Here is a 17,945-nt window from a genome sequence, read left to right on the forward strand (position 1 = left end):
TCGACGCTAGCGCGGCCGGACGCCGCGACGCACCGGATGAGACGGGAGCGGCGATCACACTCGTGGATGGGTTTGCATCCATGACTCCTCTTGGACCCCCCTCGCCCGCCCGGCCTACAGTCGGACCGTCGCATTGACTACTAATTCGATCGACATACAGCGCTGTGCCGGTTCCGCACGGCACGACCCACCCGAGGAGAACCCCCGATGACGTCCCACCGAACCCGGCGCCACCCCTGGCGCGCTCTCGCCGCCGTCGCCGCCGTGCTGACCCTGGCCTCCGGCTGCGCGGCCTCGGGTGCCGGCAGCGAGCAGGGCAACGGCGAGAAGCAGGACGGCGGCGACCTGACGTTCCTCATCGACTCGCTCGGCGACACCTGGATCCCCAACAACAGCGCGATCTCCAGCTTCCAGGGCCACATCTGGGGCCACGTCACCGACAAGCTCGTCTACGTCGACGAGGAGGGCGCCGTCAGCCCGTGGGTCGCGGAGAGCTGGGAGCAGAACGCCGACGCGACGGAGTTCACCATCAAGCTCAAGGACGGCGTGACGTTCTCCGACGGGTCCCCCGTCGACGCCGACGCCGTCGTCGCCAACCTCGAGATCTGGGCCGACGGCCGGCCCGACGAGGGCATCAACCCGATCGGGCTGTTCCCGACGACGTACGACAGCGCCGAGGCGGTCGACCCGCTCACGGTCAAGGTGTCCTTCACGGCGCCGACGCTGGGCTTCATCCCGACCCTCGGCTACCACGGCTCGATCCTGGTCTCCCCCAAGACGCTGGCGCTGCCGGCCGAGGAGCAGGCCGACCTGAGCAACGACATCGGGAGCGGCCCCTTCGTCGTGAAGTCGTGGAAGGAGGGCGACAGCGTCGTCCTCGAGAAGCGCGACGACTACGACTGGGCGCCCGAGGCGCTCGGCAAGCAGGGTCCGGCGACGCTCGACACGGTCACCTACAAGATCGTCGCCGAGCCGTCGGTCCGCACGGCCGCCGTCCAGTCCGGCCAGGCCGACGTCGCCTACAACCCCTCCCCGCAGGAGCTGGCGCCGTTCAAGGAGCAGGGCTACACCGTGGCCGCACCTCGCTACCTCGGCTTCGTCAACGGCTACGCGCTCAACACCAAGGTGGCGCCGTTCAACGACGTCAAGGTGCGCCAGGCGCTCCAGCAGGGCATCGACCGCCAAGAGATCCTCGACACCGTCTACACCCAGGACTGGCTGCCCGCCGAGTCCTTCATCCAGAGCAACGTCCCGGGCGCGACCGACCACAGCGACGAGTTCGCCTTCGACCCCGACGCCGCCAAGGCGCTGCTCGACGAGGCCGGCTGGACGCCCGGTGGTGACGGCGTCCGCACCAAGGGCGGCAAGAAGCTGTCGCTGACGCTCTACCCCAACCCCTACCTGGCCACCTCGCAGGCGGTCGACGAGCTCGTCGCCCAGCAGCTCGGCGACCTCGGCTTCGACGTGAAGATCCAGGCCTACGACGTCGTGACCTACGGCGAGAAGGTGTCCTTCAGCAACCCGTCGGTCCCGGCCTACGAGGTGACGCGCAGCTTCATCGACGCCGGCACGGTGGCCGGCATCCTCACCGACAGCGACGGCGGGGAGAACTGGTTCAACGTCGGCCAGGACGACCCCAAGCTCGCCGAGCTCGGTCAGCAGGTGGCCAGCTCGGTGAACACCGAGGAGCGCGAGCCGGTGCTCGACGAGCTGCAGAGCTACGTGCTGAAGCAGGCCTACTTCGTGCCGCTGACCCAGATCGTGCAGCGCCTCTACCTGCAGTCGCCCAAGCTGAAGGGCGTCAGCTACAACGGCGTCGCCTACGCGAACTTCTACACCGCCTACTTCGAGGGCTGAGCGCAGATGACGGACACCCGGTCCCGGCGCCTGGTCTCCCGCCCGTACCTGACCTACGCGCTGCAGCGCGTCGTCCAGGCCGCGGTCGTGGTGCTGCTCGCCTACTGCTTCACGTTCCTGGTGATCAGCGTGCTGCCGGGTGACCCCGTCTCCAACACCCTGCGCAACCCCGAGAACAACTTCACCGAGGACGAGATCGCCCGGATCATCGGCTACTACGGGCTCGACCAGCCGATCCACGTGCAGCTGTGGGAGTCGCTCACGCGCTTCCTCCGGCTGGACCTCGGCGTCTCGCTGCGCAGCAACCTGCCGGTCTCGCGCGCCATCAGCGAGGTGATCGGCTCGACGGTCGTGCTGGCCCTCAGCGCCCTCGTCGTCGCGGTGGTGCTCGCCTTCGGCGTCGCCTACGGCGTCCGCAACCTGCCGACGCCGCTGGCTCGACCGCTGCGCGCACTGCCCTCGCTGTTCCTGTCGGTGCCGAACTTCGTCATCGGCCTGCTGCTGATCAACGTCTTCGCCTTCCAGCTCGGGCTGTTCTTCGTGACCGACTCCGAGGGCGGGACGGCGACCTTCTTCGCCGCGGTCGCGCTCGGCATCCCGGTCTCGGCGCAGATCGCGGAGGTGCTCATCGCCAACCTCGACCACGAGTCGCGGCAGGAGTACGCCAGCTTCGCCACCTCACGGGGACTCAGCAGGTCGAGGCTCTTCTGGCGTCACCTGCTCAAGCCGTCGTCGCTGCCGGTCGTGACCGTCATCGCCCTCACCGTCGGCGAGCTGCTCGGCGGGGCGCTGATCACCGAGACGATCTTCGGCCGGACCGGCATCGGCAGCCTCGTGCAGCGCGCGGTGACCACCCAGGACCTGCCGGTCCTCCAGGCCGTCGTGGTGCTGGCGGCCGTGACGTTCGTCGTGGTCAACCTGGTCGTCGACCTCGTCTATCCCCTGCTCGACCCGCGGGTCGACCTGCGCGGCGCCACCAAGCGCGTCCGCCCCGTCACCGAGGCGGTGCCCGCATGACGACCATCACCACCGAGGCCCCCCAGGCTCCCGGCGGCTGGAAGCCGTCGGCACTGCGCCGGGGCGGGGGCTCGCGCCGGGTGCCGCCGGTCGGCGTCCTGCTCTCGTTCACGATGCTGCTGCTCGTCGTCGGCTGGTCGCTGGCCCCCGGCCTGTTCACGGGGCAGGACCCCGCCCGCGGGGTGCCCGCCGAGGCCTTCCAGGGCCCGAGCCTGGCGCACCTGTTCGGCACCGACCACCTCGGCCGCGACGAGTTCGCGCGCGTCGTGCACGGCTCTGCCTCCTCCGTCACCAGCGCCCTGGTCGCCGTGGCCATCGGCGTCGTCGTCGGCGGCCTCGTCGGTCTGGTCGCCGGCTTCATCGGCAGCTGGGTCGACGTGGTCCTCTCACGGGTCGTCGACGTGCTGCTCGCGATCCCGAGCTTCCTGCTGGCCGTCGTGGTCGTCAGCGCCCTGGGCTTCGAGACCATCAACGCCGCCATCGCCACCGGCGTGTCCGCGGTCGCCGTCTTCGCGCGGGTCATGCGCTCGGAGGTGCTCAAGACCCGTCGCGCCGTGTTCGTCGAGGCCTCGCTGCTGCTCGGCGGCTCCCGCTGGCACGTGCTCGTGCGCCACGTGCTCCCCAACGCCTCCCGCTCCGTGCTCAACCTCGCGGTGCTCCAGTTCGGCCTCTCGATCCTGGTGATCGCCGGTCTGGCCTTCCTCGGGTACGGCGACCCGCCCCCCGCCTCCGACTGGGGCCTGCTGGTGTCCAGCGGCAAGGACTACCCGCTGGCCCCCTGGCTGGTCTACGCCCCGGCCGTCGTCACGATCGCCACCGTCCTCTCTGCGAACAGGATCAGCCGATGGCTCCGCAAGACCGACTGAACGCGCTGTCCGAGGGCGGCACCGCCACCCTCGAGGTCCCGCCCGCCACGGAGGCCGGAGCGCCACCGGTGCTGGTCTCGGTGCGCGACCTCTGCGTCTCCTACGGCGGCCACCAGGTCGTCTCCGACGTCTCCTTCGACCTCCCCCGCGGCCACCGCCTGGCCCTCATCGGCGAGTCGGGGTCGGGCAAGTCGACGATCGCGCGCTCCCTGCTGCGGCTGCTGCCTGCCGGCGTCGGCAAGGCGCGCGGCACCATCGAGGTGCAGGGCCAGGACGTGCTGACCCTTCCCGAGCGGCACTTCCGGCCGCTGCGGGGCCGCACGATCGGGTTCGTCCCGCAGGACCCCGCGAGCTCGCTCAACCCGGTGCGCACCATCGGCTCCCAGGCCCGCGAGGCCTCGGCGCTGCTGCCCGGCGACCTGTCCAAGGCGCAGCGCCACCAGGCGGTGGTCGAGGTCCTCCAGCGGGTGGGTCTCGACGACCCCGAGCGGGTCCTGGCGTCGTACCCGCACCAGCTCTCGGGCGGCATGCTCCAGCGGGTGCTGATCGGCTTCGCGGTGCTGCCCGAGCCCGCGCTCCTGGTGGCCGACGAGCCCACCTCGGCGCTCGACGTCACGATCCAGAAGCGGATCCTCGACCTGCTCGACGAGCTGCGCGACTCCCTCGACATCAGCCTGCTCCTGATCACCCACGACCTCGCGATCGCCGCCGAGCGCGCCGACTCGGTGGTCGTGCTCAAGGACGGCCGCGTCCAGGAGGCCGGACCCACGGCACGGGTCTCCAGCGCACCCACCTCCGACTACGCCAAGCGGCTGCACGCCGACGTCCCCGCGCTCAACCCCGACCGGTACGCCGACCTCCGCGACGTCGGCGCGGCCCGCCGCGCCCGGGCGTCGGACGAGGGGCCCAAGATCGCCGTCCGCGGGGTCAGCAAGACGTTCACCGTCGACCGCAGCAGGCTGACGGCGGTCGACGACCTGTCCTTCGAGGTCCCGGCCGGCACCACCCACGCGATCGTCGGCGAGTCCGGGTCGGGCAAGACCACGACCATCCGGCTCCTCCTCGGCCTCGAGACGCCGGACGCCGGCTCGATCGAGGTCGCCGGCGAGCGGGTCGACGGGCGCACCCACGGCGAGCTGCGCAGCCTGCGACGCCACCTCCAGTTCGTCTACCAGAACCCGTTCACCTCGTTGGACCCGACGTGGAAGGTCGAGCGCCTGGTCCGCGAGCCGCTCGACCGGTTCCGGATCGGCACCAAGGACGAGCGTCGTGCTGCCGTGCGCGAGGCGCTCGACGCCGTCGGGCTCGACCAGACCCTGCTCGCGCGCCGTCCCGACGCCCTCTCGGGCGGACAGCGTCAGCGCGTCGCCATCGCGCGGGCGCTCGTGCTGAAGCCCGACGTCATCGTGCTCGACGAGCCGACCTCGGCCCTCGACGTGAGCGTGCAGGCCGACATCGTGCAGGTGCTGCTGACCCTGCAGGCCGAGCTGGGGCTCACCTACGTCTTCGTCTCGCACGACCTGGCGCTGGTGCGCCAGCTCGCGCACACCGTCACCGTCGTCCGGCGCGGGCGGGTCGTCGAGGAGGGCACCGTCGCCCAGATCTTCGACGCGCCCCGCGAGGACTACACCCGGACGCTGCTCGACTCGATCCCCGACGCCCACCACGGGAGGACGTCGTGACGACCACCGCCTCGCCCCCCGCCGCGGCGAGCGCGCCGCGGACCAAGCAGCGCCTCGGGTTCAACACCCGGGTCTCGTTCTCGGACCTGGCCGGCCCGGCCGCCGGGCTGCAGGAGGGCATCGCGCTGTTCCGCGCGGCCGAGGAGCTGGGCTACCAGTCGGGGTGGGTCTACCAGCGCCACTTCGACCACTACCTGTCCTCGCCGCTCCCCTTCCTGTCCGCGGTGGGTCAGCACACCTCGTCGATCTCGCTCGGCACGGCCGTCCTGCCCATGCGCTACCAGGAGCCCGTGCTCCTGGCCGAGGCCGCCGGCGTCACCGACCTCCTCGTCGGGGGGCGGCTGCAGCTGGCGCTCTCGGCCGGGGCGACGGCGTCGTTCGACGCCGTCTTCGGCGCCGTCGAGGACGACGCCCGCTCGGAGGCGCGTCGACGGCTGCGCCGCTTCCTCGCGGCCGTGTCGGGCGAGACGCTGCACGTCGTGGACGGCGAGGGTCAGGGCGCCCCCGTCGGCACCGAGCTGAGGGTCACCCCGCACAGTCCCGGCCTGCGCGGCCGCGTGCGCCAGGGCGTCGCGAGCATCGGGTCGGCCGAGCACGCCGCCGACCTCGGTCTCGCGATCATCTGCGGCACCGTGCTCAGCGGGCTCGCCGAGGGCGAGACGTTCCCGCAGCACCAGGCGCGGGTCATCGCCGCCTACCGCGCGCGCTGGAGCAGCGTGCACGGGACCGAGGCGCCTCCGGTCGCCGTCGCGGCGTCGGTGCTCCCCGCCACGACCGCCCAGCTGGCCCGGCGCTACGCCGACTACGACCACCAGCGGCGCACGGAGGGCATGGCCGCCTCGCGCCCTGCCGGCGCCCTGACCCCCGTCGTCTCCGCCGACCTGCCCGCCGGCATGCGCATCAGCCCCGTCCACCACGGGGCGCCCGACCAGGTGGTCGAGGCCGTGCTCGCCGACCCCGGCCTCGCGGAAGCCGACGAGCTGGTGCTGTTCCTGCCGCCGGCCTTCACGCTGCCCGAGCACGTGCAGGTGCTCACCGACCTGGCGCGCGAGGTGGCGCCCGGCCTGGGCTGGGTGCCCCGCTGAGCACCGTGGTCGTCGCCGACGACGTCCGGCACCGTGGTCTCGCCGGCCTCGCCCCCGACCTCGTCGTCCGGCACGTCGGCGGCACCGGTGGGGACGCGGCCGCGACGATCGCGGCCCTCCAGGCCGCCGACGCGGTGCTGGTGCGCAACCGCACCGTCATCGGTGCGGCGGTGCTCGAGGCCTGCCCGCACCTGCGCGCGGTCGCGCGCTTCGGGGTCGGGCTCGACAACATCGACCTGCCTGCGGCCGACCGGGCCGGCGTCGTGGTGCTGAGCCTGCGCGGCGCCAACGCGGTCAGCGTCGCCGAGCACGCGTTGGGCCTCGCCCTCGCGCTGGCCCGCCGCACGGTGACCGTCGACCGCTCCGCCCGGCTCGGCGGGTGGGACCGGCGCGACGGGCGCGAGCTGCACGGGGGCACGTGGGGGGTCCTCGGCGCCGGTGCGACCGGGAGCGCGGTCGCCGTGCGGGCCCGCGCCCTTGGGATGCGGACCCTCGCCCACGACCCCGGCGTGCCGGACCTCCTCCTGCGCGAGGCCGGCATCAAGCCGGTCGGCATCGAGGACCTCGCCCGGCGCTCCGACGTCCTCAGCGTGCACGTCCCCGGCGGTGCCGCCACCCGCGGGCTCGTCGACCGCCACCTGCTCGGGCTGCTCCCGGACGGCGCCTACCTGGTCAACCTCTCGCGCGGCGACGTCGTCGACGAGGACGCCGTGCTCGCCGCGCTCGAGTCGGGGCGGCTCGGCGGCGCGGCCCTGGACGTACGCCGTGAGGAGCCGCCCGTCGTCGGGGCGCTCGAGCGGCGGGACGACGTCGTCCTGACACCCCACGTCGGGGGGCTGACCACCGCCAGCACGGACCGGATCGTGCACGCGCTCGTCGACGACCTGCGCCGGCTCTTCGCCGGCGAGCCCGCCCACCACGCCGTCGGCGCCGCCCGGCACCTGACCCCGCCCGCCGAAGGAGCACCATGACCGCCCAGGCCGAGCACCCGCCTCCCCCGGCGCCCGCGCGCCGCGTCGAGTTCGTCCACTCGTTCCTCCAGGCCATCACGGCCACGAGCCCAGGCGGCGGGTCCGCGCGCAAGGCCACCGACCCCGCCCGCGCCGACCGCTTCGCCCGGACGCTCGACGACTACGGCTTCGACTACACGCTGCTCGGCTACAGCTCCGACGGCGCCGACCCCTTCGTCGTGGCCTCGCACGTGCTGGCCCGCACCGAGCGGCTCAAGGCCATCGTCGCCCTGCGTCCCAACACGACGCACCCGACCGTCGCCGCGCAGTCGCTGGCCACGCTCGACCACCTCAGCGGGGGGCGCGCCGTCGTCCACATCATCTCGGGTGGCAGCGACGCCGAGCAGCGCCGGCAGGGCGACTACCTCGACAAGGCCGACCGCTACTCCCGCTCGGCCGAGTACATCGAGATCCTGCGGCGCGCCTGGACCGAGGACGAGCCGTTCGACCACCACGGGCGGCACTACCGGTTCGAGGGCTTCGGCCCCGGCTCGCAGCCGCTCTCGGGCGGGCCGCTGCCGATCTCGATCGGCGGCGCGTCCGACGAGGCGTTCGACGTCGGGTCCCGTCTCGCGGACGTCTTCACGCTGTGGGGCGAGCCCCTGCGCGAGACCGCCGGGCAGATCGCCCGCGTCCGAAGCCTCGCCTCGGCCGCCGGCCGGGACCCCGCGGACATCCGGTTCTGGGTCACCTTCAGACCCGTCGTCGCCGAGACCGACGAGCTGGCCTGGCGCAAGGCGGAGGAGCTGGTGGCGCGGTCCGCGGGTCGGCTGTGGCCGACGCGGGGAAGCCGTCGCGAGCAGCACACCAACGTCGGCTCGGTGCGGCTGCGCGAGATCGCCGAGCGCAGCGAGCGTCACGACACCGCGCTGTGGATGCCGCGCAGCATCGCCGGCGCCGGCGGCGCGTCCTCGTTGCTGGTGGGCAGCCCGGACACCATCGCCTCCGCCCTGGAGGAGTACGTCCGCCTCGGCGCGGACATCATCAGCCTGCCCAGCGCCGGTGACCTCGACGGCGCGGTCGACACCGGGCGCTACCTCATCCCACTGGTCCGCGAGCGGCTCGCCTCCTGGCCGGCCGAGCCGCCGGCGAGGTCTCCCCGACCGCCGAGTCGGGCTACTCTTTAGTCGAGCGAGTTGATGGACTAAATCGGTCATGGGAGGCGTGGTGCGGGTGGACCGGTCACGGCGTACCGACACCTCGGGGGACGTGTGGCCGGTGCTGCTCGGCGTCGTCTGCTTCACGACGCTCACCCTGCTCGCCCTGACCGAGCACTTCGCCGAGCTCCCGGCTGCGGCCGTGGCCTTCGCGGCCGCCTGGCGGATCTCCCGATGGTGAGCCCCGGCGGCCCGTCGCCCCTCGGGACGTAGGGTCGCTCCCACCACGAGGAGCGGAGGTGAGCGGGCATGGACACCGGAGCCGAGCATCGCTCCGGCGAGGACGCCGAGCGCCTGGTCGCGGTCGAGCGCGCGATGCGCGAGACGAGCGAGCGCTACCGCTCACTCTTCGAGTACCACCCCAATGCCGTGTTCTCGCTCGACCTGGAGGGCCGCTTCACCAGCGCGAACCCCTCCTCGCAGCTGCTGAGCGGCTACTCCGAGGCGGAGCTGCAGGGGATGCTGTTCACCGACCTGCTGCCGCCCGAGGAGCTCGAGCCGACGCTGGCGGCGTTCCTGCGCCTGCTGGACCGCGAGCCGCAGCGCTTCGAGGTCGGCTTCCTGCACAAGGCCGGGCACCTGGTCGACCTGTCCGTGACCGGACTGCCGATCATCGTCGAGGACGAGCTGGTCGGCGCCTACGGCATCGCCGAGGACGTGACCGCGCGCAACCGGATGCGCGCCGACCTGGACGACGCGCGCCGGGCCGCGGAGGAGGCCAGCAACGCCAAGTCGCTCTTCCTCGCCAACATGAGCCACGAGATCCGCACGCCCCTCACCAGCGTGCTGGCGGCCGCGGAGATGCTCAGCGACACCGCGCTCGACGACCAGCAGCGGCGGCTCGCCGCGGTCATGGACCGTCAGGGGGCACAGCTGCTGCGCCTGGTGGACGAGATCCTGGACTTCTCCAGGATCGAGGCCGGCAAGGCCGACCTCGTCCGGCTCCCCTACAAGCTGCGTGAGGTGGTGGCGCAGGCCGTCGGCACCCAGACGGCGGCCGCCGCCGACAAGGGGCTCGAGCTGACCCTCGAGGTCGCCGACGAGCTGGACGACGCCGCCACCGGCGACGCGGCCCGACTCGCCCAGGTCCTCACCAACCTGGTCGGCAACGCCGTGAAGTTCACCGAGGCCGGCTCGGTGCGCGTGGAGGTGGGGCCCGGACCGCGCGGACCCGCCGGGGCGAGCGTCCTCGTCTCGGTCACCGACACCGGGATCGGCGTGACCCCCGAGCAGCGGGGCCGGCTCTTCACGTCGTTCAGCCAGGCCGACCCCTCGATCACCCGCCGCTACGGCGGCACCGGCCTCGGGCTGGCCATCTGCAAGGAGCTGGTGACGCTCATGGGGGGCGAGATCGGCCTCGAGCTCCCCGACGAGGGCGGCTGCCGGTTCTTCTTCCACGTGCCGCGGCACCTGCCGGCCTAGCGGAGAGTCACCGCGGCCGGGGTCAGCGCAGGCGCCACCAGTCTCGGGACGCCGACCCATCGGTGGGCTCCGCCCCGGCGCCCGGCCAGAAGTCCAGCAGGTCCCCCGGCCCGAGGCCGAGCGCGCGCTCGATGTCGGCCGGCGTGGTCTCCTGCAGGTAGCGCGAGACCCCCAGCGTCAGCTCGCGCCAGTAGCCGCGCAGCGTCGACTCCGACAAGAAGAGCGACCGGCTGAGCTCGGCGTACGTCAGCCCCCGCGCGCGGCCGGCGAGCACCTGTCGCTGCCGGGGCCCGAGGATCGTGATGCAGTTGCGGCGCACGAGCAGCTCCATGAGGCTGATGACCGCCTGCGGTACGACGATCTGGCCGGACATCGCGTCCAGGAACATGCTCTGCGCCGACTCCACCGGCTCGGACTTCGACACGATGCCGGTGGCTCCGGCGGCGAGACAGGCCGCCAGGACGAATCGCCGCTCCTCCTGGCTGTAGACGCAGGCGCGGTAGCCGGCCCCGACGACGGCGCGCACCGCGGCCACCCCCTGCCGCGCCGACGGCTGGGCGGAGTTCACGAGGTGCAGGTCGAGGATCACCAGGTCGGCGTGGGGCCGCTCGGCGATCAGCGCCTCGACGCGCGGGTAGGAGCCGACGACGTCGAACGCCGGCATCAGCGCCGGGATCGAGTGGCGGATGACCGTGGCGTCGTCGACCACGACCGCGGTGGGGCGCTCGCTCATCGGGTCGACCCCCCGCCGGCCGCCGGGAAGCCCGCGACGGCCCCCGTCATGGTCACGGTCGTCCCGCCACCGGACGTCGACTCCAACCGGACGTCCACCCCGTGCCGCCCGAGCTCGCCGTGGACCACCTCGCGCAGCCCGACCCCCAGCTCGACGGCCGTCGGGTCGAAGCCGCGCCCGTCGTCGTGGACCGTGAGCACCCAGCCGGTCGGGGGAAACTCGTCGCCGGCGTCGAGGTGGACGACCACGAGCCGGGCGCCGGAGTGCGCCCGGACGTTGAGCAGGAGGCTGGTCAGCGCGTTGTCGACGGCCTCGGCGACGGCGGGGTCGACCAGCACGCCCTGCCCGAGGTCGAGCGCGAGCTCGATGACCAGGTCGTCGAACTCCCGGCACCGGCGGCTCACCACGTCGGCGAGCGGCCGGGGCCCCGACGCGTCGGTCCCGGGGTCCAGGTGCGACCGGGGCACCCCCCGCAGGTAGGCGCGCATCCGCGTGGCCTCGTACTGCGCCTGCTCGAGCAGCCGGTCGCGCGTGGTGTCGTCGAGGCTGGGGTCGCCCAGCAGGTGCATGACCGCGGCACCGTTGTGGATCGCGACCTGGGCGCGCTGCTCCTCCCGCAGGCGGGCCAGCTCGGAGGCCTGGGCCCGCGCCTCGTCGGCGTCGTCCGCGACCCGGCGGAGGTACTGCACGCTGCCCCGGCCCACGAGGCCCAGCACGATGACGGTGAACAGGTTGCCGACGATGGTCGTGGCGCTGGCGGTGTCGGAGGCCGAGGCGAGGTAGACGACCTCGGCGGCGACGAGGGCGCTCAGGCCCGCCACCCACACGCCGGAGCTGCGCATCGCGATCATCGACAGCACGACCGAGAGCGCGTAGCCCGGCTGGAAGCCCTCCCAGGATCCGATCCGGTCCTCGACCGAGACCGTCCAGGGCCCCAGCAGCACGATCACGACGGCGAGCGCGATGTCGGCGACCTGCGCGGCGTCGGACAGCGCCCGTCCCCGGCGGTACGACGCCACGCTCACCGTGATGGACGCGGCGGCCGCCGCGGCCCAGCAGGCGACGTACCCGGCGGCCGCGGGTGAGCTGGACACGCCACCGGGGAGCGAGGGCAGGGCCTGGACCAACGTCCCGAGCCGGGCGCCGATCACCAGCAGCACCACCGCGCTCTCCGCGCCGGCCACCGTCGTGGGCGGACCACCGCCGCCCAGCCAGGACCAGGTGCGGGGACCCGGCGTCACGTCCTCGCTGGCCCCGCGCGGGTCTGGTCCTCGGCTCACGGGGTCACATCCTGCCGGAGGGCCGCGCCGCCCGGCAGCGCGGATTCCGCGGTGTCGCGGTCAGTCGTCGTCCGCGGGCACCAGCGTCAGGGTGTCGGCGCCGGCGTCGAGGACGGCGTCGCGGGAGAAGACCCACGGCAGCGAGTCGCCGGCGGCCCACAGGTCGGTCTGGTCGGTGTAGTGCTCGCTGAACGGGTGCCCGGACACGCCGGTGAGGTTGATCCAGCGCGACGCGTCGAGGTCTCCCAGCGAGACGACCATCCGCATCGACGGCGCGGTCGTGACCTCGTAGCCCTCGCGGGCGTCCCACCCGGTCGCGTCGACGGTGGCCGCCCCACCGCCGACGTCCCAGCCCCCGCGGTTGACCATCCGCTCGACCGGCCCGATACCGGACTCGCCGAGGGTGCTGGAGCGCAGCTCGAGCTGGTGCAGGTCGCCCCAGCGCCACTCGTCGGGGTCGGGCGAGACCCGCGACGTCAGCTCGTCCCGCGCCGCCAGCAGCGCGGCGGTCAGGACGTCGTCGCGGGTCTCGACGACGTCCTCGGTCGTGACGTCGTCCCACCACGGGGACCGAGGCCTCTCGAGCAGCTGCTCCACCACGCTCATCCAGCGGGCTCCGCCGTCGGGGCGCTGGTCGCCCGTGAGCTCGTCGTGGAAGGTGAGCCCGAGCAGGTTGCGCCAGACCACGTGGTAGTAGGCAGCCGCCGCGCTGTCGGCCTGCTGGCGGAAGTCCCAGCCGCGCAGCAGGCGCTGACCGTCGTCGGCGTAGCCGGGGCGCAGCCGCTGCTCCAGCAGGTACGGCGTGAGGACCGGCGCGAGCGGGTGGCGGTCGTCCAGCTGGAGGGCCTCCATGTCGGCGACCGACAGCTCGTCGTCCTCGAGCAGCTCGTGGCGGATGCGCTCGGAGCGGTAGCCGCGGTCCCAGTCGCCGGTGAGGAAGTAGGGATAGTCGTCCTCGCCGACGACCGCCTGGTTGGCCGTGACCACGAATCCCTCCTCGGGGTCCAGCACGCGCGGCAGCCCGTCGTAGGGGACGAACTCGCCGGTCCAGTCGTTCTCCGGGCGCCAGCCGGCCGACGGCACCGTCCCGTCGTTGCCCGACCGGCGGATCGGCACCAGCCCGGGCGCCTGGTAGCCGATGTGGCCCGCCCGGTCGGCGTAGACGAGGTTCTGGGCCGGCACGGCGAAGTCGGCCGCGGCGTCGCGGAAGGAGTCCCAGTCGGTCGCGGCGTCGAGCCCCAGGATCGCGTCGGCGGTGGTGCCCGGCTGCAGGGCGGTCCACGCCAGCGCGACGGCGTACTCGTCCTCCTCGGGGCCCGGCCCCTGCTTCTCCGCCAGGCCGGCGACGCGCGCGAGGGTGTCGTCGACGTCGGAGACCAGTGGGCCGTGCTCGGTCTCGCGCACGGTGAGCTCCACGTCGTCCCCTCCGGCGACCTCGACGGTCTCGGTGCGCACACGCAGCGGGCGCCGACGGCCGTCGTAGCGCCAGGTGTCGCCGCGCACGCGCTCGACGAACAGGTCGGTCACGTCGGGGCCCAGGTTGGTGAAGCCCCAGGCGATGTCGGCGTTGTGGCCGATGATCACGCCGGGCACCCCGGAGAACGTGGAGCCCGCGACGTCCAGCGGGCACTCCGGGCCGACGCGACGGCAGTGCAGGCCCATCTGCATCCACACGCCGGGCACGCCGACGCCGAGGTGCGGGTCGTTGGCGAGCAGCGGCTCGCCGGTGGCGGAGTGCTCGCCGTCGACGACCCAGGAGTTGCTGCCGAGCCCCTCGCCGCGGCCAAGCCACGCCGGCATCCGCGACAGGCCCTCGCCCAGCGCCGCGAGCGGAGCGCGCTGGGCGGCCGTGAAGGGCGCTCGCTGCGGGTTGCGGGTGCCGCCCGTCGTCGCGTCCTGCTCGAAGACGCCGTCCACGACGGCGCCCTGCTGGACGATCGGCGCGTGCTCCGCGTAGGGGTAGGCCGGGTAGAGCTGGGCCGCCCGCTGCTCCCCGACCGCGTCGGCGGTCAGGACCCGGTCGATCTCCTCGGCCATGTTGCCGCGCAGGTCCCAGGCCATCGCCTTGAGCCACGCCAGCGAGTCGACCGCGGTCCAGTCCTCCGGGTGGTAGTCGAGGCCACCGGCGTCGAGCACGGTGTACTCCAGCGCGGTCTCGGTCGGCGAGCTCTCGGCCAGGAACGCGTTGACGCCGGCGGCGTACGCCTCGAGGGCCGTGCGGGTCGACGGCTCGACCAGCGCCAGCTCGCGCTCGGCGACGCGGCGCCACCCCATCGTCCGCACGTAGAGGTCGCTCTCGAGCGCGTCCTCGCCGAACAGCTCCGCGAGGCGTCCCGCGGTCGCGTGGCGCCGGACGTCCATCTCGAAGAACCGCTCCTGGGCGTGCACGTAGCCCTGGCCGCGCATCAGGTCGTCGAGGGTGTCGGCGTAGAGCTGGGGGATCCCGTGCTCGTCGCGCACCACCTCCACGTCGCCGACCAGCCCGGGGAGGACCAGCTCGCCGGAGGTCTGCGGCAGCGGTCGTCGGGCGAGCACGACGAACGTCGCGAGCCCGGCGACCAGCACCAGGACGACCAGCCCGGCGACGTACGACGTGAGGCGGAGGGGCCGCGGGAGGCCCCGGAAGCCGGGCCGCCGCTGCTGCGGTGGTGCAGTGTCCTCGGCCATGGCGCGACTCATTGTGCCGTGCCGTAGAATTGGCAGTCGCCAGGGCGGAGTGCCAGATCCGTGCCACCGAGGAGTCACAGTGCCGACCTACCAGTACGCCTGCACCGAGTGCGAGCACTCGTTCGAGCAGTTCCAGAGCTTCTCCGAGGACTCGCTCACCGAGTGCCCGGAGTGCCACGGCCGGCTGCGCAAGGTCTTCAACGCGGTCGGCGTGGTCTTCAAGGGCTCCGGCTTCTACCGCAACGACAGCCGCTCCACGACGGCCTCGGCCGACGCCCCGGCGCCGAAGTCCGAGACCAAGTCGGAGTCGAAGAGCGACACGAAGACCGACAAGAAGTCCGACTCCTCGGCGAGCAGCACGCCCAAGAGCGACAGCAAGCCGGCCGCGGCCACCACCGCCTGACGCATCCGGGGTTTGAGGAAGACGCCCTAGCTCCTGTCTCGAAACCCCTGTGGAGAGCGGCCGCACCGTCGCCGCCGCTCGCCTAGCGTCGGGGCATGGACTCCCCCGCCCCCGCTGACGGCATCCGCCAGCGTCTCGCGCGGGTCCGGCGCGGCCTGCGCCGCGCGGTGCTGCGGCGCCGCCGGCTGCTCGCCGCGCTGCTGACCGCGGTCGCCGTCGCGGCCGGGCTGCACGCCGTCGCCGCCCCGCCTCCGGCGCGCGTCCCCGTCGCCGTCGCGGCCCACGACCTGCCCGCCGGCGCCGTCCTGGGCCCGGACGACCTGGTGGAGGTCGCCTTCGCGCCCGGGTCGGTGCCCGACGACCTGGCGGGTCGGCCCGAGGGACGCACCCTCGCCTCCCCGCTGCGCCGCGGCGAGGCCGTCACGTCGGTGCGGCTGGTCGGCCCGGCGCTCACCGCGGGTCAGCCCGGCCGGGTCGCCATCCCCGTGCGGCTGCCCGACCCGGGCATGGCGGCCCTGCTCACCGTCGGCGACCGCATCGACCTCGTGGCCGCCGACCCGCAGGGCGGGGACGCGGTCGTGGTGGCACGCGACGTACCCGTGCTCGCGCTGCCCGCTGACGACGGCGCCGCCTCCGCGACGGGCCTGCCGGGCCGGCTCGTCGTCGTGGGCGCCACTCCCGACGACGTCCCGGCCGTCGCCGCGGCGGCGGTGCGGGCCGTCGTGACATTCACCTGGGGCGGACGCTAGTTTCGAGATCACGGTGGGCACGCCCACGTTCTCGGCACCTAGGAGCAGCCATGACCGGCTTCAAGAACTTCATCCTGCGTGGCAACCTCATCGACCTGGCCGTCGCGTTCATCATCGGCGGCGCCTTCGCCACGGTCGTCACCTCCTTCACCGAGATGCTGCTCTCGGCGATCGCGAAGGTGCTGGGCGGCAAGGAGCCCGACTTCAACGACTGGACCCCGGGCGACATCGCCGTCGGGTCCTTCCTCACCGCGCTGGTCGCCTTCCTCATCCTCGCCGCGGTCGTCTACTTCTTCGTGGTGACGCCCTACGTCGCCGCCAAGGAGCGCTTCTTCCCCAGCCCCGACCCGGGCACCCCCGAGGACGTCAAGCTCCTCCAGGAGATCCGCGACCTGCTCGCCTCGCGGCCGCCGGGCTGAGGCGCGGGTTTACCAGCAGATGCTGAAATCCCTGACGTTCTGGGGCGAAATAACGGCCCAGAACGTCAGGGAAATGCCCAGAGGCTACGTCGGGGATCGGCCCTAGCCGCCGTGATGGGGCGGGACCTGGGCGCGGAGCCAGGCGTCGTTGTCCTCGCGGCCCGCGGGGTCGCGCTCGTCGCTGGTGGTGTCCGGGAGGGCGTCGCCGAAGACGGCCTCGAGGCGGCGCCGGCGCTTCCAGTCCGACTCGCCGGCCTCGCCAGACTCCGCCGTCGGTACGTCGGGCTCCCCCGACTCCAACGTCGGCTCGTCCGGCTCCACCGACCCGGTCGGCTCGCGCGGCTCGCTCATGCGCAGAGCCCGGCCGCCTCGCGCGCGGCGGCCCGCTCCTCGGCGTCCGGCGAGCTCGACCCACGCGGGCCGGCACCAGGCGATCCGCTGGGCGACCCGCTCGGGGACCCCCCGGGCGACCCACTCGGCGTCGCGCCGGGCAGGTTGCCGGCGTCGATCGAGCCCTCGCTGAGGCGCTTGCTCAGCGGCTCGTCGTTGCGCACCTTGCGCCACACGTTCGTGGCCTCGGGCAGCCAGACGACGCGGCCCTCGTAGCCCTCGCGGGTGTCGTAGGCCCACGGCACGGTGACGAACTTGATGTTGTCGAGGCCGATGCCCTTGAAGCCGAGCCCGAGCTTGCTCATGTCAAAGACGCTCTTGAGGCCGGGGTCGACGATCAGCGACTTGGTGGCGGCGTTGAGGAAGCGGATGACGCGGTCGGGGCGCGCGAGGGTGCCGCCCGAGACGACCTTGTTGGCCATGGCGGCGACGAAGGCCTGCTGGCGCTGGATCCGGCCGATGTCGGAGCCGTCGCCGAGGGTGTAGCGCGCCCGGACGTAGTTGAGCGCCTCCTTGCCGCGGATCTGGCGGGTGCCGGCCGGGATGCTGATGCCGTGGGCGGGGTCCTCGATGTCCTCGGGGATGCAGACCTCCACGCCGTCGATGGCGTCGACCATGTCGCGGAAGCCCGCGAAGTCGACGACGACGAAGTGGTCGATCCGGAGCTTGGTCAGCTGCTCGAACTGCTGGATGGTGCAGGCCGGACCGCCGAGCGCGAAGGCGGCGTTCCACATCTCGTTCTCCCCACCGGGGATGGTCGTGCCGTCCTTCTTCTTGCAGTCGGGTCGGGTCACGAGCGAGTCGCGCGGGATGCTGACGCCGTAGGCGTGCTTCCGGTCGGCCGAGAGGTGCATCAGGATCGTCGTGTCGGACCGGGCGCCGTCGCCGGTGAGCCCGTCGATGTTGTTGCCGGCCCCGTCGCGGGCGTCCGAGCCCATCACCAGGATGTTGAGCGGCTCCTGCGGACCGGTGTCGACCTTGTCCGGCCGGTTCGACAGCTGGGCCGTCGGGTCGAGCACGGTGACGTTGCCCTCGAGGTGGCGCGTGAGGAACACGACCGAGAGCCCGGTGACCATGCCGAGCACGAGCACGGTGGTGACCAGGACCCGCGCGACGATGTGCCGCTTGCGGGTCCGGCCCCGGCGTCGGCCCCTCCGTGGGGTCGGCGGCTCCGACTGAGCGGTCTGCTGCTCGTCGGACATCTGCAC

At 73.2% G+C, this 17,945-nt stretch carries 17 protein-coding genes; 12 read left to right on the forward strand and 5 right to left on the reverse strand.

Features of this window, described 5'->3' with window-relative positions; translation table 11 throughout:
- Positions 1 to 207: 207 nt before the first annotated feature.
- From E4622_RS09565 to E4622_RS09605, 9 genes are all read left to right on the forward strand, one after another.
- Complete coding sequence (locus tag E4622_RS09565) at positions 208 to 1,857, forward strand: ABC transporter substrate-binding protein (RefSeq protein WP_134739968.1); 1,650 nt, start codon at positions 208 to 210, stop codon at positions 1,855 to 1,857.
- A gap of 6 nt (positions 1,858 to 1,863) precedes the next feature.
- Positions 1,864 to 2,874, forward strand: coding sequence for an ABC transporter permease (locus tag E4622_RS09570; RefSeq protein ID WP_134739969.1), 1,011 nt, complete (start codon positions 1,864 to 1,866; stop codon positions 2,872 to 2,874).
- Entirely contained in the window at positions 2,871 to 3,740 is an 870-nt protein-coding gene (locus tag E4622_RS09575) for an ABC transporter permease (protein ID WP_134739970.1), read from the forward strand. Before E4622_RS09570 ends, E4622_RS09575 begins: the two co-directional genes overlap by 4 nt.
- Positions 3,719 to 5,422: an ABC transporter ATP-binding protein gene (locus tag E4622_RS09580; protein WP_134739971.1), complete on the forward strand. Its 1,704-nt coding sequence runs from the start codon at positions 3,719 to 3,721 to the stop codon at positions 5,420 to 5,422. The genes E4622_RS09575 and E4622_RS09580 overlap by 22 nt, the downstream gene beginning before the upstream one ends.
- A complete protein-coding gene (locus tag E4622_RS09585; protein ID WP_134739972.1) occupies positions 5,419 to 6,507 on the forward strand; it encodes an LLM class flavin-dependent oxidoreductase in 1,089 nt (362 codons plus the stop codon). Before E4622_RS09580 ends, E4622_RS09585 begins: the two co-directional genes overlap by 4 nt.
- Positions 6,508 to 6,512: 5 nt before the next feature.
- A complete protein-coding gene (locus E4622_RS09590) occupies positions 6,513 to 7,478 on the forward strand; it encodes an NAD(P)-dependent oxidoreductase (RefSeq protein WP_167736039.1) in 966 nt (321 codons plus the stop codon).
- Complete coding sequence (locus tag E4622_RS09595) at positions 7,475 to 8,644, forward strand: LLM class flavin-dependent oxidoreductase (protein ID WP_134739973.1); 1,170 nt, start codon at positions 7,475 to 7,477, stop codon at positions 8,642 to 8,644. Before E4622_RS09590 ends, E4622_RS09595 begins: the two co-directional genes overlap by 4 nt.
- A 28-nt stretch (positions 8,645 to 8,672) precedes the next feature.
- Complete coding sequence (locus tag E4622_RS09600; protein ID WP_134739974.1) at positions 8,673 to 8,855, forward strand: hypothetical protein; 183 nt, start codon at positions 8,673 to 8,675, stop codon at positions 8,853 to 8,855.
- 68 nt (positions 8,856 to 8,923) lie between these two features.
- Complete coding sequence (locus tag E4622_RS09605; protein WP_134739975.1) at positions 8,924 to 10,096, forward strand: ATP-binding protein; 1,173 nt, start codon at positions 8,924 to 8,926, stop codon at positions 10,094 to 10,096.
- 22 nt (positions 10,097 to 10,118) lie between these two features.
- Here E4622_RS09605 and E4622_RS09610 read toward each other — a convergent pair whose 3' ends face one another.
- The 3 genes from E4622_RS09610 to E4622_RS09620 are packed head-to-tail and all read right to left on the reverse strand — an operon-like array spanning position 10,119 to position 14,776.
- Positions 10,119 to 10,829: a response regulator transcription factor gene (locus tag E4622_RS09610; RefSeq protein ID WP_134739976.1), complete on the reverse strand. Its 711-nt coding sequence runs from the start codon at positions 10,827 to 10,829 to the stop codon at positions 10,119 to 10,121.
- Complete coding sequence (locus E4622_RS09615; RefSeq protein WP_134739977.1) at positions 10,826 to 12,109, reverse strand: ATP-binding protein; 1,284 nt, start codon at positions 12,107 to 12,109, stop codon at positions 10,826 to 10,828. Before E4622_RS09615 ends, E4622_RS09610 begins: the two co-directional genes overlap by 4 nt.
- Positions 12,110 to 12,169: 60 nt before the next feature.
- Positions 12,170 to 14,776, reverse strand: a complete 2,607-nt coding sequence (locus E4622_RS09620; protein WP_134739978.1) for a penicillin acylase family protein — start codon at positions 14,774 to 14,776, stop codon at positions 12,170 to 12,172.
- A gap of 79 nt (positions 14,777 to 14,855) precedes the next feature.
- On the opposite strand from E4622_RS09620, the gene E4622_RS09625 reads away from it, so the two are divergent.
- From E4622_RS09625 to E4622_RS09635, 3 genes are all read left to right on the forward strand, one after another.
- A complete protein-coding gene (locus tag E4622_RS09625; protein WP_134739979.1) occupies positions 14,856 to 15,179 on the forward strand; it encodes an FmdB family zinc ribbon protein in 324 nt (107 codons plus the stop codon).
- A gap of 95 nt (positions 15,180 to 15,274) precedes the next feature.
- Positions 15,275 to 15,928 carry an SAF domain-containing protein gene (locus E4622_RS09630; RefSeq protein ID WP_134739980.1) on the forward strand — a complete coding sequence of 218 codons (654 nt, stop codon included), beginning with the start codon at positions 15,275 to 15,277 and terminating at the stop codon, positions 15,926 to 15,928.
- Between the two features lie 50 nt (positions 15,929 to 15,978).
- Positions 15,979 to 16,347 (forward strand): MscL family protein, encoded by a 369-nt coding sequence (locus tag E4622_RS09635; protein ID WP_134739981.1) that lies wholly within the window; start codon positions 15,979 to 15,981, stop codon positions 16,345 to 16,347.
- A 102-nt stretch (positions 16,348 to 16,449) separates the two neighbouring features.
- On the opposite strand, the gene E4622_RS09640 is transcribed toward E4622_RS09635, so the two are convergent.
- A complete protein-coding gene (locus tag E4622_RS09640) occupies positions 16,450 to 16,698 on the reverse strand; it encodes a hypothetical protein (protein ID WP_245155971.1) in 249 nt (82 codons plus the stop codon).
- Entirely contained in the window at positions 16,695 to 17,939 is a 1,245-nt protein-coding gene (locus E4622_RS09645; RefSeq protein ID WP_134739982.1) for an LCP family protein, read from the reverse strand. The genes E4622_RS09640 and E4622_RS09645 overlap by 4 nt, the downstream gene beginning before the upstream one ends.
- Between the last annotated feature and the right edge of the window lie 6 nt (positions 17,940 to 17,945).

It is taken from the genome of Nocardioides sp. 503, assembly GCF_004522095.1.
GTDB lineage: Bacteria > Actinomycetota > Actinomycetes > Propionibacteriales > Nocardioidaceae > Nocardioides.